The organism is Paracoccus sp. SSJ (assembly GCF_030234105.1).
Taxonomy (GTDB): Bacteria; Pseudomonadota; Alphaproteobacteria; order Rhodobacterales; family Rhodobacteraceae; genus Paracoccus; species Paracoccus denitrificans.
This window is the reverse complement of the sequence record NZ_JASSPE010000010.1, coordinates 101,001-123,481: the sequence shown is the minus strand read 5'-3', so window position 1 is coordinate 123,481 and position 22,481 is coordinate 101,001. Positions and strand designations below refer to the sequence as shown.

Sequence of the window (22,481 nt, the reverse complement as noted above, 5' to 3'; positions counted from 1 at the left end):
TTTCGGTCATGCGGTTAAGGTTGGGCAGCGGGACCGAGCCTGCCATAGCTTCCGCCGCGCGGGCAAGCCCTGTCTTCACCCCTCGCGCGCGCCCGGGCTCACAGCCCGCTGTCGCCCTGACGCAAGCCGCGCGGCTTGACCCGCGGCTCGGTCGAGCGGATCAGCGAACCCGCGCCATGCTCGGTGAACAATTCCAGCAGGCAAGCGTTCGGCACCCGCCCGTCCAGGATCACCACCGCGCGCACGCCCTCGTCCAGCGCCTTCAGCGCCGTCTCGGTCTTGGGGATCATGCCGCCGGCGATGGTGCCGTCGGCGATCATCGCCCGCACCTGGTCGGGATGCATCGCGGTCAACACCTCGCCCGAGGCATCCTTGACGCCCGCGACATCCGTCAGAAGCAGCAGCCGGTCGGCCCTGAGCGCGCCGGCTATCGCCCCCGCCGCCGTGTCGCCGTTGACGTTGAAGGTCTCGTTATCCTCCATCCCCGTCGCCACCGGGGCGATGACCGGGATCAGCCCGGCATTGTAGAGGTCGCGGATGATCTGCACGTTCATCTCGACCGGGCGGCCGACAAAGCCCAGCTCCGGGTCGTCCGGCTCGCAGACCATCAGGTCGTCGTCCTTGCCGGAAATGCCGACCGCGCGGCCGCCGGCATCGTTGATCGCCTGCACGATGCGCTTGTTCACAAGGCCCGACAGCACCATCTCGACCACCTCGACCGTCTCGCGGGTGGTGACGCGCTTGCCGCGCACGAAGCGGCTTTCGATGCCCAGCTTGCCCAGCAGGTCGTTGATCATCGGGCCGCCGCCGTGGCAGACGACCGGATGGATGCCGACCTGCTTCATCAGCACGATGTCGCGGGCGAATTCGGCCATGGCCTCGTCGTCGCCCATGGCATTGCCGCCGAACTTCACCACCACCACGGCGCCCGAATAGCGCTGCATATACGGCAGGGCCTCGGACAGAGTGCGGGCGGTGGCGATCCAGTCACGGTTCATCTTCTGCTTTCTCATCGAAGGCCCCTGTTCGTCGCAACCGACCCTAGGACGCGGGCGCCGATCAGTCCAGAGCGCCGCGGCCAGGATTCGGCTCAGTCAAGACTGGCGATGATGGCGCGCAGCGTGGCGATGCCCTGCCCCTTCTCCGAGCTTGTGATCACAAGTTCAGGATAGGCGGCGGGATGCTTTTGCAACGCCTCCTGCACCTGCGCGACGGTGGCCTCCATGGCCTGCGCGCCGATCTTGTCGGCCTTGGTCAGCACGACCTGGAAGGGCACGGCCGAACGGTCCAGCAGCTTCATGATCTCGTGATCGACATCCTTCACGCCATGGCGCGAATCGATCAGCGTGAAGGCCCGGCGCAGGGTCGGCCGGCCGGCCAGGTAATTCTTCAGCAGCGCCTGCCATTTCGCCACCACCGCGACCGGGGCCTTGGCGAAGCCATAGCCCGGCAGGTCCACCAGATAGGCCCGCTCGCCCAGGGTGAAATAGTTGATCTCCTGCGTGCGGCCCGGCGTGTTCGAGGCGCGCGCCAGCGACTTGCGCCCCGTCAGCGCGTTGATGAGGCTGGACTTTCCGGCATTCGAGCGGCCGGCAAAGCAGACCTCGGGACGGTCCGCGGGCGGCAGCCCGTCCATGGCGACCACGCCCTTCAGGAAATCCACCGGGCCGGCAAAGAGCAGGCGCGCGGCCTCGGCCGACTCGGCGTCGGGCTCGGGGGCGATGGGGAAGGCGACCTTCATGCTTGCACCTCGTTACCCAGGGCGATGTCGCCGCCGGTCACCACCTCGGCATAGATGCCGAAATCGCGATGGCCGAATTGCGCCTCCAGCGCCGCGGGCATGTCGATGTCGATGCGGCCCGTGGCAGGATCGGCACTGGTCGCCGGACAGCGGCCGATGGTTTCGGTCACGCGCAGCTCGACCGTGCCCACGGTCAGCACATGGCCGATCAGGTCACGCTCGGCATAAGGCGCCCAGCCCTCAAGCCAGAGGTTGCCGCGCCAGCGTTCGACGCCCAGAGGCTTGCCCAGCCGCGCTTCCAGGTCGGCCAGGCTCGACAGCGACAGAATCGAGATCCAGGGCTGGTTCGCGTCGGTCCAGCCGGTCGGACCGCGCACGAGCCGCGTCGGCGCCGGCTTTTCCGCCGACCAGAGCGGGCGCACCCATTCCACGAGACGCGGCCCCTCGGTCGCGGGGTCGAAATCCAGGTCGGGTAGGTCGGGATGGGTCAGGCGGATGCGCCCCCCCTCCGCCCCCTCTCCCCAGCCGCCTTGGACGGCCTGCAGCCCGGTCGAGGCCGCACCGCGCAGGAAACAGGATTTCGGCAGCCAGCGCCCCGGCACATCGCCGGCATGGTGCTCTCCCCCCTCGGTCAGCAGGGCCCAGAGCCGGTCCCCCGGCAGGCGTCGCGCCGCATCCAGACGGGTGCGGCGCAGGTCCTCGCCGCCGATCGCCTTGATCGGATGCCGGCGTATCCGGGCGATACGGGCGGTCATTTGCCGCCCTTGTCCCCGCCCTTGTCCCCTGCCTTGGCCCGCGAGGGCAGGCTGGAGCGGATATTGCCGAAGAAGTCCGGCCGGTGGCCGTGCATCGACATGATCGTATACTGCTGGATGATGGTGATGGTGTTGTTGGTGATCCAGTAAAGCACCAGCCCCGAGGCAAAGCCGCCCAGCATGAACATGAACACCCAGGGCATCCAGGCGAAGATCATCTTCTGCGCCGGATCGGTGGGGGCCGGGTTCAGCTTTTGCTGCATCCACATCGAAACGCCCAGCAGGATCGCCAGCACCGGCAGGGTAAAGCTGTGCAGGAAGCTGCCCTGGCCCGGCGCCGCCCAGGGCAGCAGGCCGAACAGGTTCCACAGGCTCGACGGATCGGGCGCCGCAAGGTCGCGAATCCAGCCGATCCAGGGCGCGTGGCGCAACTCGATGGTGACGAAGATCACCTTGTAGAGCGCAAAGAAGATCGGGATCTGCAGCAGCACCGGCAGGCAGCCCGCGGCGGGGTTCACCTTTTCGCGCTTGTAAAGCTCCATCACCTCTTTCTGGAACTTCATCCGGTCGTCGCCGGTGCGTTCCTTGATCGCCTCCATCTGCGGTTGCAGCTCCTTCATCTTCGCCATCGAGATGTAGGATTTGCGCGCCAGCGGGAAGACCAGCAGCTTCAGCACGAAGGTCAGCGCGATGATCGCCCAGCCCATGTTGCCGATCATGCCATGCAGCCAGTGCAGCAGGCGGAAGATCGGCTTGGTCAGGAAGTAGAACCAGCCCCAGTCGATGGAATCGACGAAACGGTCGATGCCGGGATTGGTCTGATAGCCGTTGATGACCTCCCAGACCTTGGCGCCGGCGAAAAGATAGCTGGAGCTGGTGCCGGTCGCGCCGGGGGCGACGGTCTGCACCGGCATCCGCGCCTCGGTCTGGTAGATGTCGGCGCCGGGGGCGTATTTCGCCACCGCGGTAAAGGACTGGCCGGGCGCCGGCGCCAGGGTGGTCATCCAGTACTTGTCGGTAAAGCCGATCCAGCCGTTCTCCTGCACCTCGACCAGCTCGGCAGGCCCCTCGCCCGGCAGCGGGTCGAGCTTGGTCATGTCCTTGTATTTCTTTTCCAGGAGCTTGCCGTCGGTCATGCCGACTGCGCCCTCGTGCAGGACGAAGAAGTTCTGGGTGTCGGGCTTGCCGTGACGCGCCAGGATGCCGTAGGGCGCCGCCGAGAAGGGCGCGGTCCCGGTATTCTCCAGCGTCTGGGTCACGGTGAACAGGAACTTGTCGTCCAGCTCATAGGTGCGGCGGAAGATCTGCCCGGCACCGTTGTCCCAGCGCAGCGTGACCGGCTGGCCGGGGCCGAGCTTCGCGCCGGATTCGACCTCCCACACCGTAGCCGGACCGGGAACCAGCGCCGGATCGGTGCCGGCCGCCGGCATCCAGCCATAGACCGCGTAATAGGGTTTCTGCACCGCAAGTTCCGCACCGCCGCCCGGCGCCACCGGGCTGCCCTCGGCCTGCACGGTGGTTTGCGCGGTCGGCGACAGCAGGCGCACGAAGGGCGACCTGGTATCCAACGTCTCGCGGTAGCCGGTCAGTTCAAGATCGTCGATGCGACCGCCCGCAAGCGAGATCGTGCCCGCAAGCGAGGGGGATTCGATCGCCACCCGCCCGGCATTGGCCGAGGGATCGCTGCTGGCCGCCGCTGCCTCCAGCTCCGGCGCCGCACCTTGCGGCACCGCACCCGGCGTCGCAGGACCGCCGGCCTCGGGCTGGGCCGTGCCCTGGGTGCTGGCCGCTGGCGTATCCTGCGCGGGCGGCACCGGCTCGGGGGCGAAGAAGATCGACCAGACGAGCATGACGAGGGCGGAAAGCACCATCGCCAGGATGAGGTTGCGGTTGTTGTCTTGCATTCCGGACCAGCCCTTCGTCGTCACCCAGTCTGAGGGTTCGGGCCGCTTCAACAGAAGCGACCGGCAAAGGTCAAGGGAATTTGCCGGAAAACCGGGTCAGTTTCCACCCGACCCGAGGCTCTGCCCGCCTTGCCCCGGCGCCGTTCCGCATCGAACCGGCATGTCACGCGCCCGCGCCTATTTCGGCCAGCACCGCGTCCCATGCCGGATCTTTCCCGGCCTTCACGCCTTGCGACGCAGGTCGAAGGGCGCGGGCAGCGACTGGTCGCGATCCAGCAGGAAGCCGTCGAGCGCCGCAGCCTCCAGCGGCGGCACCACGGCCGGCCCCTGCACCGCGTTGAAGCCGATCTGGGCCAGGAAGGCATTCTCTTCTTGCGTCGCCACCCCATCGGCCAGGGTGGCAAGGCCCAGGTGGTCCGCCAGCGCGAGAATGGCCAGGATCATGCGTTGCTGGTCCGCATGCCGGTCGCAGCCGGAAACGAACCCGCGCCCGATCCGCACCCGGCCGATGCCGAAGCGGCGCAGATCGTCCAGCCCGGCGCTGCCGGTGCCGAAGTCGCCCAGGGCGATGGCGCAGCCTGCAGCCCTCAGCCGCCGTAAGCTGGCGGTCACCGGCATGCGGCCGCCGCTGCGGCCGATCGGCTCGCTCACCTCGATTTCCAACCGCTGCGGGGCGAGGTCGTTCCGGTCCAGCTCCCACAGGATCATATCTGCGATGGAGGCGTCCCCCAGCACCCTGTCGGACAACGGCAGGGACAGCAGCGGCACCGGCCTGCCCAGGCGGTCCCAGCCCCTGAGGCCGGCAAAAGCTTGGCGCAGCACATCGGCGACGACCTGTCCCAACGTCCCGTCATCGAGCCGCGGCTCAAGTTCGGCCAACCCGCAACTGTCGCCGCCGTCCAGCCATATCCGGGGCAGAACGCGCAGCGCCGCCACCTGGCCCGTATCGCAGCAAAGCTGGGGCTGGAACAGCAGTCCGACGCGGTCGAGCGCCAAGGCTGGCGGCTCGGCCTGCCGCCCCGTTTCGACATAGCGGACTTGCCCCACGGGCGAAAGCGGGCCGGACCCCTGCAAGGCCAGCCGGCCATGGGCGTAAAGCGCCGCCGCCCCCTGCCCGCCGGTTTCGTCGCCGACAATCGCCGCATTCACCAGTGGGCGGATGCGCAGCCCAGGCAGGTCGATCCCGTCCGCGCAGATGGCCTGCAAACGCGCCAGAAGCCCAGGCACCGCCTGACGGCCCCCGAAGGCAAGAAGGCCCAGGATTTCACCACAGCCGCGGCTGCATCCTTGGGGCAACAGCCGCAACTCCGCCACCAGTCGCAACAGGAGACGGTCCAGCATCTGCTCCAGCAGCGCCGGGCCGATACTGTCGCGCAGCACCTCGACATTCTCGACCCGCAGGACCAGCGCAAGCCGGACCTTGCCCCGTGTCGCCCCCTCGCCCCTGACAAGCCTTGCCAGCCGTGACGCGGCCGCCGCGATTCCGTAAGCCATTGCCTGATCCGAATCTTGTTCCACGGATCGCAGGCTAGACCGGCGAAGCTTTTCGTTCCGTTAATGTTCGCGCAGGATCGGGACGTCTTTTTCCCTAAAATCCGACATATCCGGCATGAGCGCGGTGAAGTCGAACAGCTTGGGGTCCGGCAGATGCGAGGGGCGCACGTTCATCAGCGCCCGGAACATCACCTGACGCCGGCCGGGGCTGCGCGATTCCCATTCGTCCAGCAGCCTCTTGACCTGCATGCGCTGCAACCCTTCCTGACTGCCGCACAGGTCGCAGGGAATCACCGGATAGTTCATCGCGCGGGCGAAACGGTCGCAATCGGCCTCGGCCACGAAGGCCAGCGGGCGCAGCACGTTCAGGTCGCCCTCTTCGTTCAACAGCTTCGGCGGCATCGAGGCCAGCCTGCCGCCATGGAACAGGTTCATGAAGAAGGTTTCCAGGATGTCGTCGCGGTGATGGCCCAGCACCACGGCCTGGCACCCCTCTTCGCGGGCGATGCGGTAGAGATTGCCCCGGCGCAGGCGCGAGCACAGGCTGCAATAGGTCCGGCCCTCGGGCACCTTTTCCTTCACGATGGAATAGGTGTCCTGGTATTCGATGCGGTGCGGCACCTGCCGCTGGGTCAGGAACTCCGGCAGGACGGTCGCCGGAAAGCCCGGCTGGCCCTGGTCGAGATTGCAGGCCAGCAATTCGACCGGCAGGAGCCCGCGCCATTTCAGCTCGTGCAACACGGCAAGCAGCGTATAGCTGTCCTTGCCGCCCGACAGGCAGACCAGCCAGCGGTCGCCGGGGCGGATCATGTCATAGGTTTCGATCGCGGCGCGGGTCTCGCGCACCAGGCGCTTGCGCAGCTTGCGAAACTCGGTCGAGCCGGGGGCGCCGTGAAACAGCGGATGGATCTCCTCCGCTTCAAGATCCTGGGTCTCGCCGGTCTCGTCCCGCATCTGTCGATCCTTATCGCGCCTTGGCGCCCTGATTAGCATGAAAGCGCCGCGTCAGTCCTGCCGCGGCGCCTCGCTCCCCGGCACGGGGTCGAAGCCATGCCCGCCCCAGGGATGGCAACGGCAGACCCGCCGCGCCGCCAGCCAGCCGCCCTTGGCCGCACCATGCCGTTCCAGCGCCTCGAGCGCATAGGCCGAACAGGTCGGCTGGAAACGGCAGCCATGCCCGACCCAAGGGCTGGCCACCAGCCGATAGGCCCGCACCGGCAGCGCCAAAAGATGCGCGAAGGGGCTCATTTCCCGGCCTCGCGCGATGATCCGTGCACCCGCGCCAGTGCGGCGGCAAGATCGGCCCGCAACTCGGCGAAGCCGCGCTCGACCGTGGCGCCGGGGCGCCCGACCAGCACATAATCCCAGCCCGGCCGCGCCACGCCCGGCATGACTTCGCGCGCCAAGGCACGCAGCCGGCGCTTGGCGCGGTTGCGCGTCACGGCATTGCCCAGCTTCTTCGAACAGGTGAAGCCGACGCGGATCGCCTGCCCCGCCTCGCCCTCGGGCCGGCGACGGGCCTGGAGCAGAAAGCCCGGCATGCCCTGCCGGCGGGCCGAGGCCGCGCGCAGGAAATCCGCCCGCTTGCGCAGGGTTTCCAGTCGCATCCCCGAAACGTCAGAAGCCGCCCTGTCCGGAATCGCATCTGCGACGGTCCGGTCAGCGGCGGCGGTTCTGGTGGCGCTGTCCATCACGGCAAGCCCACGCCCTGCGGCGCGAGGGCTTACGCGCTGAGGGTCTTGCGGCCCTTGGCGCGGCGGGCGTTGATCACCCGGCGGCCGCCCTTGGTCGCCATGCGTGCGCGAAAGCCGTGGCGGCGGGCGCGAACCAGGTTCGACGGCTGGTAGGTGCGTTTCGACATCTTTCAACTCCGGGTCAGGGCGTGCCAGGGTATGGGCCATCGGCCCACGCAAGACGCGCCGGTCATTCGAGGCCCGCTGGATAGTCGCCCCCGCAGACCAAGTCAACCACATAGAACGGATTTCGCCACAGTTGCGGGTTCCGGGGAACCGGGACCATGTCACGCAGGTTTGAACTGCGTAATGTCAGCCACTATGTGAAGCAACGGCGCCGAGACGAAGGGAATAGCAAAGCTCACCATGCCCCTGAATAGCTTATCGGGCCGATTCGCGGTGATCACGGGCATTTTCGTGCTCCTGGCCGAATTGCTGATCCTGCTGCCCTCGATCGCGAACTATCGGTTGGATTTCCTGGAATCGCGGCTGGAGCGGGCGCAGATCGCCAGCCTTGCGCTGCTGGCGACGGACGAATCACTGGCCGCGGACCTGGAATCGGAACTGCTGGAGAATGCCGGCGTCTTCAACGTCGTCCTGCGGCGCAACGACGTGCGCCAGCTTGTGCTGTCCTCGCCCATTCCCGGGCCGATCGCGGCCACCTACGACCTGCGCGACCAGCCGTTCTGGACCTCGATCCGCGACGGCATGGCGCAGTTGGCCGATCCGCAGAACCGGGTGATCCGGGTGATCGGCGCGCCGGTGAACCAGGCCGGCCAACTGATCGAGATCACCACCGACACCGAGCGGCTGCGCACCGAGATGATCGATTACGGCCTGCGGCTGTTGCTGATCTCGGCCGCCTTCTCGGTCCTGACCGCGCTGCTTCTGAACCTGGCGGCGCAGCGGCTGCTGCTGGTGCCGATCCGGCGCGTCATCAGCCACATGACCGCCTATGCCAATGCGCCCGAGGACGCGCGCTCGATCATCACCCCCAACGCGCGGCTGACCGAACTGAACGAGGCCGAGACGGCGCTGGCCGCCATGCAGCGCACCGTCACCTCGGCGCTGAAGCAAAAGGACCGGCTGGCGCAGCTGGGCCAGGCGGTGGCCCGCATCAGCCACGACCTGCGCAACATCCTGACCACGGCGCAGATCTTTGCCGACCGGCTGGAGACCAGCGCCGACCCCGCCGTGCGCCGCGCCGCGCCCAAGCTGGTGAATTCGATCAGCCGCGCGGTGAACCTGTGCGAGACGACGCTGGCCTTCGGCAAGGCCGAAGAGCCGGCGCCGGCCCTGTCGCGCTTCAACCTCTCGGCCTTGGTGACCGAGGTGACCGAGGGCGAGGCGCTGGCCTCCGACCGGCCGGACGGGGCCGAGCCCATCGAGTTCCTGACCGACATCCCGCCCAGCCTGATGATCCGCGCCGACCGCGACCAGCTGTTCCGGGTGCTGTCGAACCTGGTACGCAATGCGCGGCAGGCCATCGAGGCCACGCGCCGGCCCGGCACCATCGAGATCGGCGCCGGCGAGGACGAGCAGGAATGGTGGATCCGCATCGGCGATACCGGCCCCGGCCTGCCCCAAAAGGCGCGGGATTTCCTGTTCCAGCCCTTCTCGGGCGGCTCGCGCAAGGGCGGCACCGGGCTTGGCCTTGCCATCGCGGCGGACCTGGTGCGCAATCACGGCGGCCGGCTGGAGCTTTTGCGCAGCGACGAGGAAGGCACGCAGTTCATCCTGCACCTGCCGCGCGAACTGGCCGGGCTTGCCGCGCAGGTAGAGGCTGCGGCAGGCCAGCGCTGACGCCGATGTCAGAAAAAGTTTCCGCCGAAGCTCATTTTGGCCTTGCGCCCCCCCGGCGCTCACTCTAAATCACCGCCTCACAGCGGACCCGTAGCTCAGCTGGATAGAGCACCAGACTACGAATCTGGGGGTCGGGCGTTCGAATCGCTCCGGGTCCGCCATTTAACATCCAGACACTATTATCGTTTCTACGCCGCCCCATGCGGGCGCCGGCATGTGCAGGCATGCTCCGAAAAGGCCGAATTGCGGCTTGGAGTATGTGGTTGCGACGTATCGCAACCCGTCCCGGGCACGCCGCCGACCGCCAGCCGGATGGGACCAAACCTGTCGCATGAATTGTGAGGTTGAGGCCAAGGCATATCCTCACGGCGAAGACCACACCGAGCAGGATTGAAAAACATGGCGCCGTCCACCCAAGCATAAGCGTTCTACGACGAATCGTCGGGCAGGATCGCATTGTCATTGTCCGATGTGCACAAGGAGGCAGCGTCCCAGGACGAAACGGTCAGGTCGCCCGTCGGTCCAGCCGCGGGAATACCCCGTGATACGAGGTGCTGGCGTGCCAGGATCGGGGCACAGCGGATCGGGAATGCTCGCCCGGGCGCAGAGGCTTTCGGCAACCCCGCGACAATTCCGCCCCCTTGTCATCGGGACACGATATGCTTCATCATGCACATCGTCAGGCAGGCCAACCGCAGGGCCAGGGAGGAATAGGCATGGATATCCGATATGTCTGCTCGGACGACGAGCGCAGGACCGACGCGGTGCTGACCGGCGTGGCCGAGCGGGCGGCGCGCGCGGGGATCGGGCTTGCGGGGACGGTGCAGCCGGTCGACCCGGATCTCGCACAGGAAAAATGCCATATCGTCCTTGCCCTGCTGCCCGACGGGGCGCGGCACGACATCAGCTTTCCGCTGCAACCGGGCGTCACCGGCTGCCGTCTGGATGCCGGCGCGCTGGAGCAGGCGGTGCTGGTCGTCCACGAACGGCTGCCCGGGGCGCAGGGACTGGTCGTCAACAAGTTCGGCAAGCAGGAGGCCGCCGGGCGCGGTCTCGTCACCGCCATCGGCGACGCCTGCGCGCGGGGGATCCCGGTGCTGGTCGGCGTCTCGCCGGCATGGCTCGATGCCTTCCTTGCCTTCTCGGATGGACAGGCCCAGCCGCTGCCTGCCGATGAAGAACGGGTCTTCGCATGGCTGCGGGACGCCTGCTCACACCCCGCGACCGCCTGAACACCAGATCCCGAGGTCATCGCCATGAAGCTCAGCGCCAGAAAGATCCTGCCCGGCACCGTGATCGAGATCGCCGGGGCCGAACCTGGACGGACGGCCGGCACCCGCGCCTCGGCGGTGATCGAGGCGTCCGACGTGATGGTCGGGACGGATGGCTGAGACCTGCGCCGATCCCATCCGGCCGCATGAGCTGGCCGTGCCGATGCCGGAGCGCTTCGACGCGCAGCTCTGGTTCATCGGCCGCATCCATACGCCATGGACCAGGCGCGGCGAATGCCCGCGCCGGGGCGACCCGGACAACGGCCCCGCCTGCCGGATCGAGGTCTTCGAACCCTGGACCCCGGGCCTTTCGGGCATCGCGAAACACGGCCACCTGCAGATCCTCTATTGGATGGATCAGGCGCGGCGCGACCTGGTGTTGCAAAACCCCAATTACGGCGACCGCGCGACGGGGACTTTCGCCCTGCGCTCGCCCGTGCGGCCCAATCCGGTCGCCTCGTCCATCGTGCGGCTTCTGGCCGTCGAAGGGCCGGTGCTGACCGTGCGCGGGCTCGACTGCCTGGACGGCACGCCACTGATCGACATCAAGGCCGAATTCGGAGCCGTGCCATGATGCCGCTTTCCCGCCGCCTTCTTGTCGGCGCCTTGCTGGCGGCGGCCTTCGCCCTGCCCGCACCGGCCTTCGAAGGACGGACCGTCACCGATGCCACGGGTCGCACGATGCAGATCCCCACCGATCCGGCGCGGGTCTTTGCCGCCGGCCCCCCGGCTGCGGTGCTGCTCTATGCCCTGAAGCCCGAGGCGATGGTCGGCTGGGTCAGCGCCCCCAAGCCCGAGGCGCTGCCCTTCCTGCGCCCCGACGCGGCCGGCCTGCCCGAGCTGGGCCGGTTGACCGGCAGGGGCGATACGCTGAACCTCGAGGTCCTGCTGTCCTCCGGCCCCGACCTGATCGTCGATTACGGAACCGTCAACGACACCTATATCGACCTTGCCGCCCGCATCCAGGACCAGTTGGGCCTGCCCTATGCCCTGATCGACGGCAGCTTCGCGCATATGCCGCAGGGGATCCGAGAGATGGCCGGCATCCTCGGCGTGCCCGGGCGCGGCGAGGAACTGGCGGCCTATGCCGAAGGAACCCTTGCCGATCTCGACGCCCTTCTGGCCGGGATACCGCAGCAGGACCGCCCGACTGTCTATCTGGCGCGCGGCCCCGAAGGGCTGGAGACCCCTGCCAGGGGCTCGATCAATGCCGAGATCATCGAGCGGGTCGGCGCCCGCAACCTGGCCGAGGCCGAAACCCGCGGCCTTGCCACCGTGTCGCCCGAACAGGTCCAGGCCTGGGCACCCGAGGTCATCATCACCATCCACCGGGATTTCGCCGCCAATGTCGGGCGGACGCCGGAATGGCAGGGCATCCCGGCGGTGGCGAACGGCCGGGTCTACCTGGCGCCCGCGGCGCCCTTCGGCTTCATCGACGCGCCGCCCTCGGTCAACCGGCTGGCGGGCTTGGTCTGGCTGTCGCACAAGCTTTACCCCGCCGCCGCAACGGGCGACCTGCGCGCCGAGATCGCCGATTTCTACGACCTCTTCTATGGCATGCGCCCCGACGAGGCTGCGCTGACGGGCCTGCTGGGTGAGTGACCGGCGCCTGACCGGGATGCTGGCGCTGGGGCTCGTCGTGGCGATGATGGCTGCGGCGGCGATCGGGCCCTTCGCCCTGTCGCCCGGCCGGATTCTGGCGGTTCTGTCCGGCGACAGGTCGGATGCGCAGGCGGTCACGGTGCTGTGGAACATCCGCCTGCCGCGGGTGATGGCCGCCGCCATGGTCGGCGCAGCGCTGGCGGCGGCCGGGGCGGCCTATCAGACCACGTTCCGCAACCCGCTCGTCTCGCCGGATATTCTGGGCGTGTCCGCGGGCGCGGGCTTCGGCGCGGTGCTGGGCCTGCTGCTGGGCCTGCCGGTGATGGCGATCCAGCTTCTGGGTTTTGCCATGGGGCTGGCCACGGTGGGGCTGGTCCTGGGCCTGACCCTGGCGCTGCGGGGCACCGGACAGGTGCTGGTCATGGTGCTGTGCGGCATCGCCATCGGGGCCCTGGCGGGAGCCGGCATTTCGCTGGTCAAGCTGCTGGCGGACCCCGAGCAGCAATTGCCCGCGATCACCTTTTGGCTGATGGGCAGCCTTGCCGGCGTGAAGCGCCCCGATCTGGCGGCTGCGCTTCCCGCGCTGCTGATCGGCGCCGCACCGCTGCTGGCCCTGCGCTGGCGGATCGGGCTGCTGGCCATGGGCGATGACGAGGCCCGGGCCATGGGCATCGATGCGACGCGCCTGCGGCTGCTGGTCATCGCCTGCGCCACGCTGATGACGGCGGCAGCGGTGGCGCTGGCCGGGGTGATCGGCTGGATCGGGCTGATGGTGCCGCATATGGCACGGCTGCTCACCGGGCCGCGCTTCGACCGGCTGCTGCCCGCCGCCATCCTGATCGGCGCGGGCTTCATGGTGCTGGTCGACACCGCCGCCCGCAGCATCGCGACGCTGGAAGTGCCGCTGGGCATCCTGACGGCGGTCTTGGATGCTCCGGTCTTCGTCTGGCTGCTGGCACGCGGGGCAAGGCCATGGAGCGAGTGACCCCGCTGATCGAGGCCCACGGCCTTGCCGTCGGCCATCGCGGCAGGGCACTGATCGCAGGTATCGAGCTGCGCCTCGATGCGGGGCGGGTGCTGTGCCTTCTGGGTCCGAACGGCGCCGGCAAGACGACGCTGTTCCGCACCCTGCTGGGCCTGATCCCGCCCATCGCGGGCGAGATCGCGCTGGACGGCCGGCCGCTGGCCCGGCTGACGCGCGCCCGGATCGCCCGCCACCTGGCGCATGTGCCGCAGGCGCTGGCCACGCCCTTCGCCTTCAGCGCGCTCGACATCGTGCTGATGGGTGCGGCCGCCGGCCTGGGGCCCTTCGACCGTCCCGGCAAGGCCGAGGCCGAGCGGGCCATGGCGGCGCTGGATACGCTCGGCATCGCCGATCTCGCGCATTCCGAGGTGACGCGGCTGTCGGGCGGCCAGCGCCAGCTTGTGTTGATCGCCCGCGCGCTGGCGCAGGATGCCGGCGCCATCGTCATGGACGAGCCGACGGCAAGCCTTGATTTCGCCAACCGGATCCGGGTGGGCCGGGCGGTCCGGGGGCTGGCACGCGCGGGCATCGGCGTGATCCTGTCCAGCCACGACCCCGACCAGGCGGCCGCGCTTGGCGACGACGCCCTGCTGATGAATCGCCACGGCGTGATCGCCTGCGGTCCCGTCGACGAAACCATGACCGCCGGGAACCTGACCCGGCTTTACGGCATCAGGGTCCGGCGCGAGCAAGGCTCGGACGGGCGCCTGCGCTTTTCCTGACAGGCCCCGCAGGCGGCCCGCCGGTCGGTCACTGCCGCGCCAGCCAGTCGGTGATGCTGCGGCGCAGGTTCGTCTCGCCCAGGGCGCGGGCATCGTCGATCAGCCGCCTCAACTCGCTCAGGTCGACCCGCCGGATCAGGTGCTTGACCGGCCCGATCGAGGCCGGACGCATCGACAGTCGCCGGAAGCCAAGCGCCGCCAGCGTCACCGCCTCGATAGGCCGGCCGGCATCCTCGCCGCAGAACGACACCGGCACCCGCGCCTCGTCGCAGCGCTGCACGATCTGGTCCAGCAGAGAGATGAACGAAGTGTTCAGCGTGTCATAGCGCCGCCGCACCCGCTCGTTCTCGCGGTCGGCAGCAAAGAAGAACTGCTTCAGGTCGTTGCCGCCGACCGAGATGAAATCGCACATCTCGAAGAACTTCTTCGGCGCAAAGGCCAGCGAGGGCGTCTCGAGCATCGCGCCGACCCGGATGTCCGAGGGCATCGCATGACCCAGCCGCTGTTCGCGCGCCAGTTGCTCCATCAGCAGCTTGTGCGCCTCTTCGAACTCGCCCATCTCGGTGATGAAGGGGAACATCACATGCAGCGGCCGCCCGACCGCGGCGCGGATCAGCGCCTGCAGCTGCATCCGCAGCACGCCGCGCTTGTCCAGCCCCACGCGGATCGCCCGCCAGCCCATGGCCGGGTTCGGCTCGTCCTGCGGCTTCATGTAGGGCAGCACCTTGTCCGAGCCGATGTCCAGCGTGCGGAACATCACCGGCTTGCCATGGGCGTTGTCCAGGACATAGGCGTAAAGCGCCGCCAGCTCGCCCCGGCGCGGCACACGGGTCCGGGTCAGGAATTGCAGCTCGGTGCGGAACAGCCCCACCCCTTCGGCGCCCGAGCTTTCCAGGCTGGGCAGGTCGGCCATCAGTCCCGCATTCATGTAAAGCTGGACCGTCGCGCCGCATTTGGCGGTGGCAGGCAGGTCGCGCAGCCCGGCGTAGCGTTTCTGCGCCTCGGCCTGCATGGCCATCTTGTCGCGAAACGCCTTGGCGACCGTTTCCTCGGGGCGCAGATGCACCACGCCCATGTCGCCGTCCACCAGGATCGGATCGCCGTTCAGCGCCTCGGAGGTGATGCGCTCGGCATGGATCACCAGCGGGATCGCCAGCGCCCGGGCCACGATGGCAGCATGGCTGCCGACCGAGCCCTCTTCCAGCACCACGCCCTTCAGGCGCCGGCCGTAATCCAGCAGCTCGGCCGGGCCGATGTTGCGGGCGACCAGGATCGGATCGTCGGGCATCTCGGCGCCAGTGTCGCGACCCTGCCCGGTCAGGATGCGCAAAAGCCGATTCGACAGGTCGTCCAGGTCGTGCAGCCGGTCGCGCAGATAGGGATCGGCGGCGCTTTCCAGCCGGGCGCGGGCCTGGCTTTGCTCTTTCTCGACTGCGGCTTCGGCGGACAGGCCCAGATCGATCGCCTCTTCCATCCGGCGCAGCCAGCTGCGGGAATGGGCGAACATGCGATAGGTTTCCATGACCTCGGCCGAATCGCCCGCCCCCATGTCGGTGGCGGCCAGCATCGAATCGACCGTGGTGCGCAGCATGGCCACGGCCTCGTTCAGCCGGGCCTTTTCCTTCAGCGGATCGTCGGCGACCGGGTTCGTGACCACGACGCGCGGCTCGTGCAGCCAGACGCGGCCCTCGGCGCAGCCCTCCTGCCCGGTGCCGCCGCGCAGCATGACCGGAAAGCGGTGGAGATGCGGCAGGCTGTCGGCCTGGGTGCCCAGAAAGGCGCCCAGCTCGGCCATCTCGGCCAGCACCATGGCGACGACTTCCAGGCCATAGACCTCGTCCTCGCTGAACTGGCGGGCGTCGCGGGACTGCACCACCAGCACGCCGAGCTTTTCGCCGACGCGCTGGATCGGCACGCCGAGATAGCTGGAATAAACCTCCTCGCCGGTCTCGGGCATGTAGCGGAAACCGGGCTCGGCGGGGGCGTTGGCGGTGTTCACATGCCGCCCGGTGCGGGCGACGCGGCCGACCAGCCCCTCGCCCAGGCGCAGCCGGGTCTTGTGCACCGATTCGGGCTTCAGCCCCTCGGTCGCGCACAACTCAAGCGTGTCGGGATCGCGGAAAAGATAGATCGAGCAGACCTCGGTCCCCATCGAATCGGCGATGTGATGGGTGATCTGGTCCAGACGGTCCTGGCCGCCCCCGGGGGCGGCCAAGGTTTCGCGCAGCCGCAGCAGCAGCTTGCGCGAGTCGCTTTCCTTGCGTTCGGGCATAATCCTCCCGCTTCAGCCTATCGGCCCGGATTCAGGGCTTTTCCAGTTCGAAGGCATCATGCAGCGCCTGAACCGCCAGTTCCATATACTTGCGGTCGATCAGCACCGAAATCTTGATCTCGCTGGTGGAGATCACCTTGATGTTGATGTTTTCATCGGCCAGTGCCTTGAACATGCGCGCGGCGACCCCGGCATGGCTGCGCATGCCGATGCCCACGACCGAGACCTTGGCGACCTCGGTGTCCACGACCAGGTCGTCATAGGCGATATGGCCGGCGGCCTTGGCATCCTCCATCGCCTTGCGGGCGCGGGCCACCTGGTTCACCGGGCAGGAAAAGGTCATGTCGGTCACCGAGCCGGGGTGATCCTCGTAATCCTTTTCCGAGATGTTCTGCACGATCATGTCCACGTTCACGCCGGCCTCGGCCAGCGGCGCGAAGATCGCGGCCGAGATGCCGGGGCGGTCCTCGACGGTGACCAGGGTGATCTTGGCCTCTTCGCGGGAATAGGCGACGCCGTTGACGACTTTCGATTCCATGATTTCATCCTCATCGCAGACCAGGGTGCCGCTGTTCTCGTCGGTTTCCTCGAACGAGGACAGCACCCGCAGGCGGACCTTGTAGCGCATCGCCAGCTCGACCGAGCGGGTCTGGAGCACCTTGGCCCCCAGGCTGGCGAGTTCCAGCATCTCCTCGAAGGCGATCTTCTTCAGCTTGCGCGCTTTCGAGGTGATGCGCGGATCGGTGGTATAGACCCCGTCCACATCGGTATAGATGTCGCAACGCTCGGCCCCGAAGGCGGCGGCGAAGGCGACGGCGGTGGTGTCCGAACCGCCGCGGCCCAGCGTGGTGATGCGGTTGTCCGAGCCGAGGCCCTGGAAGCCCGCGACCACGGCGACCCGCATGCCCTCGGCGAATTTCTGGTCGATATTGTCGCGCGGGATGCTGACGAACCGCGCCGCAGAATGCTGCGAGGTGGTGTTGATCGGCACCTGCCAGCCCTGCCAGCTGCGCGCGGGCACGCCCAGCTCCTGCAGGGTCAGCGCCATCAGCCCGGCGGTGATGTTCTCGCCCGAGGCGACGACGGCGTCGTATTCGCGGGCGTCGAACAGCGGCGAGGTCGCCTCGACCCAGCCGACCAGCTCGTTCGTCTTGCCCGACATGGCGCTGACGATGACGATCACGTCGTAGCCACGCTCGACTTCGCGCTGAACCTTCAGCGCTGCGTTCTTGATGCGGTCCAGGTCGGCAACCGAGGTGCCGCCGAATTTCATCACCAGAAGCGGCATTCCCTTGCCCCCAGCATCACCAGTTTTCCGGGGCGCCTTCTAGGGTCGGGACGGAAAAAGAACAAGGGGCGGCAGGCAATTCCCGAACTTTACAGTGCATTATTTTGCCTGCGCCGCCGCCGGGGCGGGCGGGATCTTGATACGACACGCGCCGGGCCGCAAAAGGACGGTCATGAAAGTGACGCATGACGAATCCACCTTTACCCTGACCGGAACGATCTGGTCGGCCACCTATCCCCTGGACGAGCTGCCGAAATGGCTGGCCTTCTATCGCGGCCGCAAGGCGCGCTTTCCCAAGGCCGGCAACAGCTATGACGCCACCATCGCCGCGCTGGAGGAACTGGAGCGGCGCCTGGCCGCCAAGACCTAGGCGCCGCTGCGGTCGCGCCAGCGGCTATGGATGTTCTCGCAATGGGCCGTTTCGGAAAAGACGCGGTCCATCAGCACCATGAAGGCGCTGCGCCAGGGCGACGGCGGCTGCCGATAGACGCGCGAGCAAAGCGGCTCGGATTGCTGTCCCCCAAGCGTCCGGTTGATGCAGACGGACGCGCTCCACCAAGCGTTCATGAGAACCTCACCTACTCATCAAAACACCTTCGATCAGACGAATGTGACGCCCGGGAAACAGCTGGGCGCCCATCCCGATATGAAGCGGCTGTGATGCAGCAAAGTCACGCTGGCTTTTTCGGCAGGCGGACCCGGAAACGGGCGGCCCGTGGGTCCCAAAGCACGCTGCGGAAAGGAAAGTGGTCGGGGCGAGAGGATTCGAACCTCCGGCCTACGGTACCCAAAACCGTCGCGCTACCAGGCTGCGCTACGCCCCGGACCTGTCGCGCTGTCTAGCGGCAGACCGCGCGGGGGGAAAGGGAAAACTGACGCCGTTCGTTCCGACGCGCCGCCTCAGTCGCAGGGCGCCAGCGCGCCGTCCTGCGGCAGGCGCGGATGCGACAGCACCATGCCGGGGCGGATGCCTAGCCGCGCCGCGTCGCCCCCCGGCACCTCCAGCACCATCAGGCGCTCGGGTTCAGGATCGCCGGGCGCGGCGCCGGGAATCTCGGTCTCGTCCAGCGGCTGCGCCATGGGATGGACGTGACGCACCTCGCCGCGCGCGTCGATGAAGATCATGTCGAGCGGGATCAGCGTGTTGCGCATCCAGAAACTGATTGGCTGCGGCGATTCGTAGATGAACAGCATGCCCTGCCCCGGCGGCAGGTCGCGGCGGAACATCAGGCCCCGCGCGCGTTCCTTGCCGGAATCGGCAATCTCGACCGAGACTTCGACGGGCGCGCCCCTGCCTTGGAACAGCGCCCGATCGGGATGGCATGTGGCCGCAAGGGCCAGGGATGGATTGTAGGCAAGAAGAGCTAGAAAAACCGTTGCGGCCCGCAACTTCATACCGCGCCCGCGACCAGCCGCAGTTTAGCGAGCGCGGCCGCTCCCCCCGGTTGCGACTGCCGCGCCTCGATCGCGGCTCTTTCCCAGGAAAGGATTTGCGCGGCCATCATCCCCCGCCGCCCATCGACCACCCGCAGCGCGATGGCCTCGCCCACGGCCAGGTCGGCAAAGCCCGAATGGCGCAGCACCTCGACGTGCAGGAACACGTCGGCCTTGTCGGCAAAGATGTTGGCAAAGCCGAATCCCTTGGCCTTGTCGAACCATTTCACCCGTGCCGGCAGCAGCGGCAGCTGCGCGATCTCTTCCGGCGTGGCCGAGCACAGATCGGCGATGGCCGGCATCGGCTCGCTGGCCGGGGGCGTGATCTCCAGCACCTCGACCGCCTGCATGCCGCGCGGCGTCTTCTGAATGATGGTAATGACATGAGAGCCCTCGGCAACCGAGCTCTGACCGAAATTCCTCAGCACGTTGGCGTGCAGCAGAATGTCGGCGCCTCCATCGGGATCGGTCAGGAAACCGAAGCCCTTGCTGCCATCGAACCATTTCACGACGCCCGCAATCTTGCGCTGTTGCCCGTCGTCTTCTTCCATGTCGTCCTGTCACCCGTTTGAAACCAGAAACAACCCGAAACTCCGGTTCCAGATCCTTCGATCTGGACTGAACGAAGGTGGAGCCGAATTGGTCAGGTTTTCCATACCATGGATAAATCCCGAACCCGCATCAAGGGCTAAGACGGCAGACTTGCCATAAACTTTGCGGAACTTCCTGCCCCTCATCCCGCAAGGCACTGTTTTCGCCCTGATAACTGGATTTTGTCCAGCGAAAGCGGTCATGCAGGCGGAAGGCGCCATCAGCCCAGAACTCGATCTGGACCGGATGAATTCGATAGCCGCCCCAATGCGGCGGACGCGAAGGATTCAACCCAAGGCTGATTCCCAGCCGCGCAACTTCGGCCATCAGCGCACCGCGGCTGGCCAAGGGCCGGCTCTGCCGCGAAGCCCAGGCGCCGATCTGCGATTGCAAGGGACGCGAGGCGTAATAGGCATCGGCCAGCTCCGGCTCGACCCGGGTGACATGGCCGCGCACGCGAATCTGCCGGCGCAGGGATTTCCAGTGCATGACGAAGGCGGCGACGCCGGTGGCCTCGATCTCGACCCCCTTGGCACTTTCGTAATTGGTGTAGAAGACAAAGGAACCGTCCGCCGCACCGCCCTCGATATCCTTCAAGAGCACCATGCGCGCATCTGGCAGGCCGTCCGCATCGACGGTGGCCAGCGCCATGGCGTTGGCGTCGTTCGGCTCGGTCCTCTCGGCCTCGGCCAGCCAGCTGCGCGCGATGGCGAAAGGGTCGTCGCCCGCGAAAATTCCGCCACGATCGCTCATGGCTGCCTGCTTGCCGACACTTGATGCCTCCTTGCAGTTGTCCTAATCCTGCTGAAAACCGAAGAAGCGCGAAGGACAGTAGCATGTCAAGTGACGGCGGGAATGGGCTGATGAAGGGTCGCCGCGGCCTCATCATGGGTCTGGCGAACGACAAGTCCATCGCCTGGGGCATTGCCAGGGCATTGGCCGAGCAAGGCGCCGAGTTGGCCTTTTCCTATCAGGGCGAGGCGCTCAAGCGCCGGGTCGAGCCGCTGGCCGCCCAGATCGGTTCGGACCTGCTGGCCGAATGCGACGTCTCGGACGAGGCATCCATCGACGGGCTGTTCTCGACCATCGCGGAACGCTGGGACAGCCTGGACTTCATCGTCCACGCCATCGGCTTTTCCGACAAGGAACAGCTGCGCGGCCGCTATGCGGAAACCACGCGCGACAACTTCCTGATGACCATGGACATCTCGGTCTATTCCTTCACCGCCGTGGCGCGCCGCGCCGCCGCGATGATGCAGAACGGCGGCTCGATGCTGACCCTGACCTATTACGGGGCCGAGCGGGTGATGCCGCATTACAACGTCATGGGCGTGGCCAAGGCCGCGCTCGAGGCGTCCGTGCGCTATCTGGCCGAGGATTTCGGCAAGGACGGCATCCGCGTCAACGCCATCTCGGCCGGGCCGATCAAGACCCTGGCCGCCAGCGGCATCGGCGATTTCCGCTATATCCTGAAATGGAACGAGCTGAACTCGCCCCTGCGCCGCAACGTCACCATCGACGATGTCGGCAAGTCGGCGGTCTATCTGCTGTCCGACCTGGGCTCTGGCGTGACGGGCGAAACCCATCACGTCGATTCCGGCTATCACATCGTCGGCATGAAGGCGGTGGACGCACCCGACATCGCCACGGCGAAAAAGGACTGATCCCCCGCGATGAGCGCCGAACAGGTCATCGCGCTTGTCTCGGCGCTGTCGCTGGCGATCCTGACCCCCGGCCCGGCGATCATCGCCACCGTGCAGACCGCCTTTGCCCATGGCCGCAGCCGCGCCCTGCCCTATGCGCTGGGGCTGGCCTCGGGCGCTTCGCTGTGGTGCCTTTTCGCGCTGGCGGGGCTGGCGGTGCTGTTCCGGCTGCATCCCGCGCTGTTCGCGGGGTTGAAGGTCTTTGGCGGCTTCTACCTGCTGTGGTTCGCCTGGACGCTGTGGCGTGCCTCGACCCAACCGCTGCCCAAGGCGGCAGGCGGCGTCTCCAAGGGCTATTGGGGCGGGATCGTGCTGAACCTGTCCAATCCCAAGCCCGCGCTGTTCTATGCCGCGCTGATCCTGTCGGTCTTTCCCGAGCCGATGGCGATCGCGCGGCAGGCGCTGATCTATGGCATCTGCCTGGGGACCGAGCTGTTCTGGTATGCGCTGGTCGCCGTTCTGATGTCGACAGCCATGATGCGCACGCGCTATTTTGCCGCAAAGTTCTGGATCGACCGGGCCGCCAGCGTCGCCATGGCGTTGCTGGGCCTGCTGTTGATCGTCAACCACTAAGGAGCCAGCATGAACGATCGCCTGCCCCATGAACGCGGATTCCACATCAGCTGGGACCAGCTGCACCGCGACGCCCGCGCCCTGGCCTGGCGGCTCGAGGATCGCCCGTGGCGCGCGATCCTGGCCATCACGCGGGGCGGGCTGGTGCCGGCGATGATCGTCGCGCGCGAGCTTGACGTGCGCGTGATCGACACGATCTCGGTCAAGTCCTATCGCGGCAAGGGCGGGCAGGAACGCGGCGCGGTCACGGTTCTGAAGGCCCCCGACCCGGCAGTGATGCTGGACGGCGACGGCATTCTGGTGGTGGACGACCTGGTCGATTCGGGCCGCACGCTGGAACATGTGCGCACCATGTATCCCAAGGCGCATTTCGCCACCGTCTATGCCAAGCCCAAGGGCCGGCCGATGGTCGAAACCTATGTGACCGAGGTCAGCCAGGACACCTGGATCTTCTTCCCCTGGGACATGGCGCTGCAATACGTCCAGCCCTATCGCGGCGAGGACTGAGCCCGGGGACGCACGGCGGTCGCGGGGAAATCCGGCGCGGGGCGAGGCAGCCGCCTATGCCTGC

26 protein-coding genes and 2 tRNA genes are annotated in these 22,481 nt (G+C 67.4%); 12 read left to right on the top strand and 16 right to left on the bottom strand.

The window, feature by feature from the left end:
• Positions 1–98 precede the first annotated feature (98 nt).
• The 9 genes from argB to rpmH form a co-directional block, all read right to left on the bottom strand.
• Positions 99–998, bottom strand: a complete 900-nt coding sequence (gene argB, locus QPR87_RS13000; RefSeq protein WP_041530094.1) for an acetylglutamate kinase — start codon at positions 996–998, stop codon at positions 99–101.
• A gap of 92 nt (positions 999–1,090) precedes the next feature.
• Positions 1,091–1,741 carry a ribosome biogenesis GTP-binding protein YihA/YsxC gene (gene yihA, locus QPR87_RS12995; RefSeq protein WP_285049807.1) on the bottom strand — a complete coding sequence of 217 codons (651 nt, stop codon included), beginning with the start codon at positions 1,739–1,741 and terminating at the stop codon, positions 1,091–1,093.
• Positions 1,738–2,496 carry an MOSC domain-containing protein gene (locus QPR87_RS12990; protein ID WP_285049806.1) on the bottom strand — a complete coding sequence of 253 codons (759 nt, stop codon included), beginning with the start codon at positions 2,494–2,496 and terminating at the stop codon, positions 1,738–1,740. Before QPR87_RS12990 ends, yihA begins: the two co-directional genes overlap by 4 nt.
• A complete protein-coding gene (gene yidC / locus QPR87_RS12985; RefSeq protein WP_230998707.1) occupies positions 2,493–4,400 on the bottom strand; it encodes a membrane protein insertase YidC in 1,908 nt (635 codons plus the stop codon). The genes QPR87_RS12990 and yidC overlap by 4 nt, the downstream gene beginning before the upstream one ends.
• A gap of 222 nt (positions 4,401–4,622) precedes the next feature.
• Positions 4,623–5,894, bottom strand: coding sequence for an EAL domain-containing protein (locus QPR87_RS12980; RefSeq protein WP_285049805.1), 1,272 nt, complete (start codon positions 5,892–5,894; stop codon positions 4,623–4,625).
• Positions 5,895–5,954: 60 nt separating this feature from the next.
• Positions 5,955–6,848 (bottom strand): tRNA 2-thiocytidine(32) synthetase TtcA, encoded by an 894-nt coding sequence (ttcA, locus tag QPR87_RS12975; RefSeq protein ID WP_104491360.1) that lies wholly within the window; start codon positions 6,846–6,848, stop codon positions 5,955–5,957.
• 51 nt (positions 6,849–6,899) lie between these two features.
• Entirely contained in the window at positions 6,900–7,142 is a 243-nt protein-coding gene (yidD, locus tag QPR87_RS12970) for a membrane protein insertion efficiency factor YidD (protein WP_011747213.1), read from the bottom strand.
• Entirely contained in the window at positions 7,139–7,585 is a 447-nt protein-coding gene (rnpA, locus tag QPR87_RS12965; RefSeq protein ID WP_041529782.1) for a ribonuclease P protein component, read from the bottom strand. The genes yidD and rnpA overlap by 4 nt, the downstream gene beginning before the upstream one ends.
• A 32-nt stretch (positions 7,586–7,617) precedes the next feature.
• Entirely contained in the window at positions 7,618–7,755 is a 138-nt protein-coding gene (gene rpmH / locus QPR87_RS12960; RefSeq protein ID WP_011747211.1) for a 50S ribosomal protein L34, read from the bottom strand.
• Between the two features lie 238 nt (positions 7,756–7,993).
• Here rpmH and QPR87_RS12955 point away from each other — a divergent pair, with 238 nt between their 5' ends.
• The 8 genes from QPR87_RS12955 (at position 7,994) to QPR87_RS12920 (ending at position 14,049) form a co-directional block, all read left to right on the top strand.
• Complete coding sequence (locus QPR87_RS12955) at positions 7,994–9,430, top strand: ATP-binding protein (protein ID WP_011747210.1); 1,437 nt, start codon at positions 7,994–7,996, stop codon at positions 9,428–9,430.
• A gap of 84 nt (positions 9,431–9,514) precedes the next feature.
• Positions 9,515–9,591 (top strand) — tRNA-Arg (locus tag QPR87_RS12950).
• Positions 9,592–10,146: 555 nt separating this feature from the next.
• Entirely contained in the window at positions 10,147–10,662 is a 516-nt protein-coding gene (locus QPR87_RS12945) for a DUF2478 domain-containing protein (protein ID WP_230998704.1), read from the top strand.
• A gap of 24 nt (positions 10,663–10,686) precedes the next feature.
• On the top strand, positions 10,687–10,821 hold the full coding sequence (locus QPR87_RS12940; protein ID WP_285049800.1) for a hypothetical protein: 135 nt from the start codon (positions 10,687–10,689) through the stop codon (positions 10,819–10,821).
• Positions 10,814–11,275, top strand: a complete 462-nt coding sequence (gene tsaA, locus QPR87_RS12935) for a tRNA (N6-threonylcarbamoyladenosine(37)-N6)-methyltransferase TrmO (protein ID WP_285049798.1) — start codon at positions 10,814–10,816, stop codon at positions 11,273–11,275. The genes QPR87_RS12940 and tsaA overlap by 8 nt, the downstream gene beginning before the upstream one ends.
• Positions 11,272–12,303 (top strand): iron ABC transporter substrate-binding protein, encoded by a 1,032-nt coding sequence (locus QPR87_RS12930; RefSeq protein WP_285049796.1) that lies wholly within the window; start codon positions 11,272–11,274, stop codon positions 12,301–12,303. The genes tsaA and QPR87_RS12930 overlap by 4 nt, the downstream gene beginning before the upstream one ends.
• The gene (locus QPR87_RS12925) at positions 12,296–13,288 is read left to right on the top strand and encodes a FecCD family ABC transporter permease (RefSeq protein ID WP_502921614.1); all 993 of its coding nucleotides are present in this window, start codon (positions 12,296–12,298) and stop codon (positions 13,286–13,288) included. The genes QPR87_RS12930 and QPR87_RS12925 overlap by 8 nt, the downstream gene beginning before the upstream one ends.
• Positions 13,276–14,049, top strand: coding sequence for an ABC transporter ATP-binding protein (locus tag QPR87_RS12920; protein WP_285049794.1), 774 nt, complete (start codon positions 13,276–13,278; stop codon positions 14,047–14,049). Before QPR87_RS12925 ends, QPR87_RS12920 begins: the two co-directional genes overlap by 13 nt.
• Before the next feature lie 28 nt (positions 14,050–14,077).
• Here the strand turns inward: QPR87_RS12920 and ptsP are convergent, their stop codons facing one another.
• Positions 14,078–16,321 carry a phosphoenolpyruvate--protein phosphotransferase gene (gene ptsP, locus QPR87_RS12915; RefSeq protein WP_230998699.1) on the bottom strand — a complete coding sequence of 748 codons (2,244 nt, stop codon included), beginning with the start codon at positions 16,319–16,321 and terminating at the stop codon, positions 14,078–14,080.
• Positions 16,322–16,352: 31 nt separating this feature from the next.
• Entirely contained in the window at positions 16,353–17,609 is a 1,257-nt protein-coding gene (locus tag QPR87_RS12910; protein ID WP_011747201.1) for an aspartate kinase, read from the bottom strand.
• Between the two features lie 172 nt (positions 17,610–17,781).
• On the opposite strand from QPR87_RS12910, the gene QPR87_RS12905 reads away from it, so the two are divergent.
• The gene (locus QPR87_RS12905; RefSeq protein ID WP_041530092.1) at positions 17,782–17,979 is read left to right on the top strand and encodes a hypothetical protein; all 198 of its coding nucleotides are present in this window, start codon (positions 17,782–17,784) and stop codon (positions 17,977–17,979) included.
• Here QPR87_RS12905 and QPR87_RS12900 read toward each other — a convergent pair.
• The 5 genes from QPR87_RS12900 to pdxH form a co-directional block, all read right to left on the bottom strand.
• A complete protein-coding gene (locus QPR87_RS12900) occupies positions 17,976–18,176 on the bottom strand; it encodes a hypothetical protein (RefSeq protein WP_104491355.1) in 201 nt (66 codons plus the stop codon). The two genes, QPR87_RS12905 and QPR87_RS12900, sit on opposite strands and share 4 nt — an antisense overlap.
• A gap of 180 nt (positions 18,177–18,356) precedes the next feature.
• Positions 18,357–18,433: transfer RNA gene (locus tag QPR87_RS12895), tRNA-Pro, on the bottom strand.
• 76 nt (positions 18,434–18,509) lie between these two features.
• On the bottom strand, positions 18,510–19,004 hold the full coding sequence (locus QPR87_RS12890; RefSeq protein ID WP_011747200.1) for a DUF192 domain-containing protein: 495 nt from the start codon (positions 19,002–19,004) through the stop codon (positions 18,510–18,512).
• Entirely contained in the window at positions 19,001–19,594 is a 594-nt protein-coding gene (locus QPR87_RS12885) for a cold-shock protein (RefSeq protein WP_285049788.1), read from the bottom strand. The genes QPR87_RS12890 and QPR87_RS12885 overlap by 4 nt, the downstream gene beginning before the upstream one ends.
• Positions 19,595–19,724: 130 nt before the next feature.
• Positions 19,725–20,387 (bottom strand): pyridoxamine 5'-phosphate oxidase, encoded by a 663-nt coding sequence (gene pdxH, locus QPR87_RS12880; protein WP_285049786.1) that lies wholly within the window; start codon positions 20,385–20,387, stop codon positions 19,725–19,727.
• Positions 20,388–20,470: 83 nt separating this feature from the next.
• Between pdxH and fabI the strand changes: the two genes are divergently transcribed.
• The 3 genes from fabI to gpt are packed head-to-tail and all read left to right on the top strand — an operon-like array spanning position 20,471 to position 22,417.
• Entirely contained in the window at positions 20,471–21,298 is an 828-nt protein-coding gene (gene fabI / locus QPR87_RS12875; RefSeq protein ID WP_011747197.1) for an enoyl-ACP reductase FabI, read from the top strand.
• A gap of 9 nt (positions 21,299–21,307) precedes the next feature.
• Positions 21,308–21,910 (top strand): LysE family translocator, encoded by a 603-nt coding sequence (locus QPR87_RS12870; RefSeq protein ID WP_104491351.1) that lies wholly within the window; start codon positions 21,308–21,310, stop codon positions 21,908–21,910.
• Between the two features lie 9 nt (positions 21,911–21,919).
• Complete coding sequence (gene gpt / locus QPR87_RS12865; protein ID WP_011747195.1) at positions 21,920–22,417, top strand: xanthine phosphoribosyltransferase; 498 nt, start codon at positions 21,920–21,922, stop codon at positions 22,415–22,417.
• Positions 22,418–22,481 lie beyond the last annotated feature (64 nt).

What these genes read in the sequence shown, in the direction of transcription:
- QPR87_RS12890 (WP_011747200.1), bottom strand. Translation starts at nt 19,004, where the DNA reads ATGAAGTTGCGGGCCGCAACGGTTTTTCTAGCTCTTCTTGCCTACAAT.
- pdxH (WP_285049786.1), bottom strand. Translation starts at nt 20,387, where the DNA reads ATGAGCGATCGTGGCGGAATTTTCGCGGGCGACGACCCTTTCGCCATC.
- QPR87_RS12930 (WP_285049796.1), top strand. Translation starts at nt 11,272, where the DNA reads ATGATGCCGCTTTCCCGCCGCCTTCTTGTCGGCGCCTTGCTGGCGGCG.
- QPR87_RS12870 (WP_104491351.1), top strand. Translation starts at nt 21,308, where the DNA reads ATGAGCGCCGAACAGGTCATCGCGCTTGTCTCGGCGCTGTCGCTGGCG.
- QPR87_RS12910 (WP_011747201.1), bottom strand. Translation starts at nt 17,609, where the DNA reads ATGCCGCTTCTGGTGATGAAATTCGGCGGCACCTCGGTTGCCGACCTG.
- ptsP (WP_230998699.1), bottom strand. Translation starts at nt 16,321, where the DNA reads ATGCCCGAACGCAAGGAAAGCGACTCGCGCAAGCTGCTGCTGCGGCTG.
- QPR87_RS12900 (WP_104491355.1), bottom strand. Translation starts at nt 18,176, where the DNA reads ATGAACGCTTGGTGGAGCGCGTCCGTCTGCATCAACCGGACGCTTGGG.
- ttcA (WP_104491360.1), bottom strand. Translation starts at nt 6,848, where the DNA reads ATGCGGGACGAGACCGGCGAGACCCAGGATCTTGAAGCGGAGGAGATC.
- yidD (WP_011747213.1), bottom strand. Translation starts at nt 7,142, where the DNA reads ATGAGCCCCTTCGCGCATCTTTTGGCGCTGCCGGTGCGGGCCTATCGG.
- fabI (WP_011747197.1), top strand. Translation starts at nt 20,471, where the DNA reads ATGTCAAGTGACGGCGGGAATGGGCTGATGAAGGGTCGCCGCGGCCTC.
- QPR87_RS12885 (WP_285049788.1), bottom strand. Translation starts at nt 19,594, where the DNA reads ATGGAAGAAGACGACGGGCAACAGCGCAAGATTGCGGGCGTCGTGAAA.
- QPR87_RS12940 (WP_285049800.1), top strand. Translation starts at nt 10,687, where the DNA reads ATGAAGCTCAGCGCCAGAAAGATCCTGCCCGGCACCGTGATCGAGATC.
- argB (WP_041530094.1), bottom strand. Translation starts at nt 998, where the DNA reads ATGAACCGTGACTGGATCGCCACCGCCCGCACTCTGTCCGAGGCCCTG.
- rnpA (WP_041529782.1), bottom strand. Translation starts at nt 7,585, where the DNA reads ATGGACAGCGCCACCAGAACCGCCGCCGCTGACCGGACCGTCGCAGAT.
- gpt (WP_011747195.1), top strand. Translation starts at nt 21,920, where the DNA reads ATGAACGATCGCCTGCCCCATGAACGCGGATTCCACATCAGCTGGGAC.
- QPR87_RS12980 (WP_285049805.1), bottom strand. Translation starts at nt 5,894, where the DNA reads ATGGCTTACGGAATCGCGGCGGCCGCGTCACGGCTGGCAAGGCTTGTC.
- rpmH (WP_011747211.1), bottom strand. Translation starts at nt 7,755, where the DNA reads ATGTCGAAACGCACCTACCAGCCGTCGAACCTGGTTCGCGCCCGCCGC.
- QPR87_RS12905 (WP_041530092.1), top strand. Translation starts at nt 17,782, where the DNA reads ATGAAAGTGACGCATGACGAATCCACCTTTACCCTGACCGGAACGATC.
- tsaA (WP_285049798.1), top strand. Translation starts at nt 10,814, where the DNA reads ATGGCTGAGACCTGCGCCGATCCCATCCGGCCGCATGAGCTGGCCGTG.
- QPR87_RS12955 (WP_011747210.1), top strand. Translation starts at nt 7,994, where the DNA reads ATGCCCCTGAATAGCTTATCGGGCCGATTCGCGGTGATCACGGGCATT.
- QPR87_RS12920 (WP_285049794.1), top strand. Translation starts at nt 13,276, where the DNA reads ATGGAGCGAGTGACCCCGCTGATCGAGGCCCACGGCCTTGCCGTCGGC.
- yihA (WP_285049807.1), bottom strand. Translation starts at nt 1,741, where the DNA reads ATGAAGGTCGCCTTCCCCATCGCCCCCGAGCCCGACGCCGAGTCGGCC.
- QPR87_RS12990 (WP_285049806.1), bottom strand. Translation starts at nt 2,496, where the DNA reads ATGACCGCCCGTATCGCCCGGATACGCCGGCATCCGATCAAGGCGATC.
- yidC (WP_230998707.1), bottom strand. Translation starts at nt 4,400, where the DNA reads ATGCAAGACAACAACCGCAACCTCATCCTGGCGATGGTGCTTTCCGCC.
- QPR87_RS12945 (WP_230998704.1), top strand. Translation starts at nt 10,147, where the DNA reads ATGGATATCCGATATGTCTGCTCGGACGACGAGCGCAGGACCGACGCG.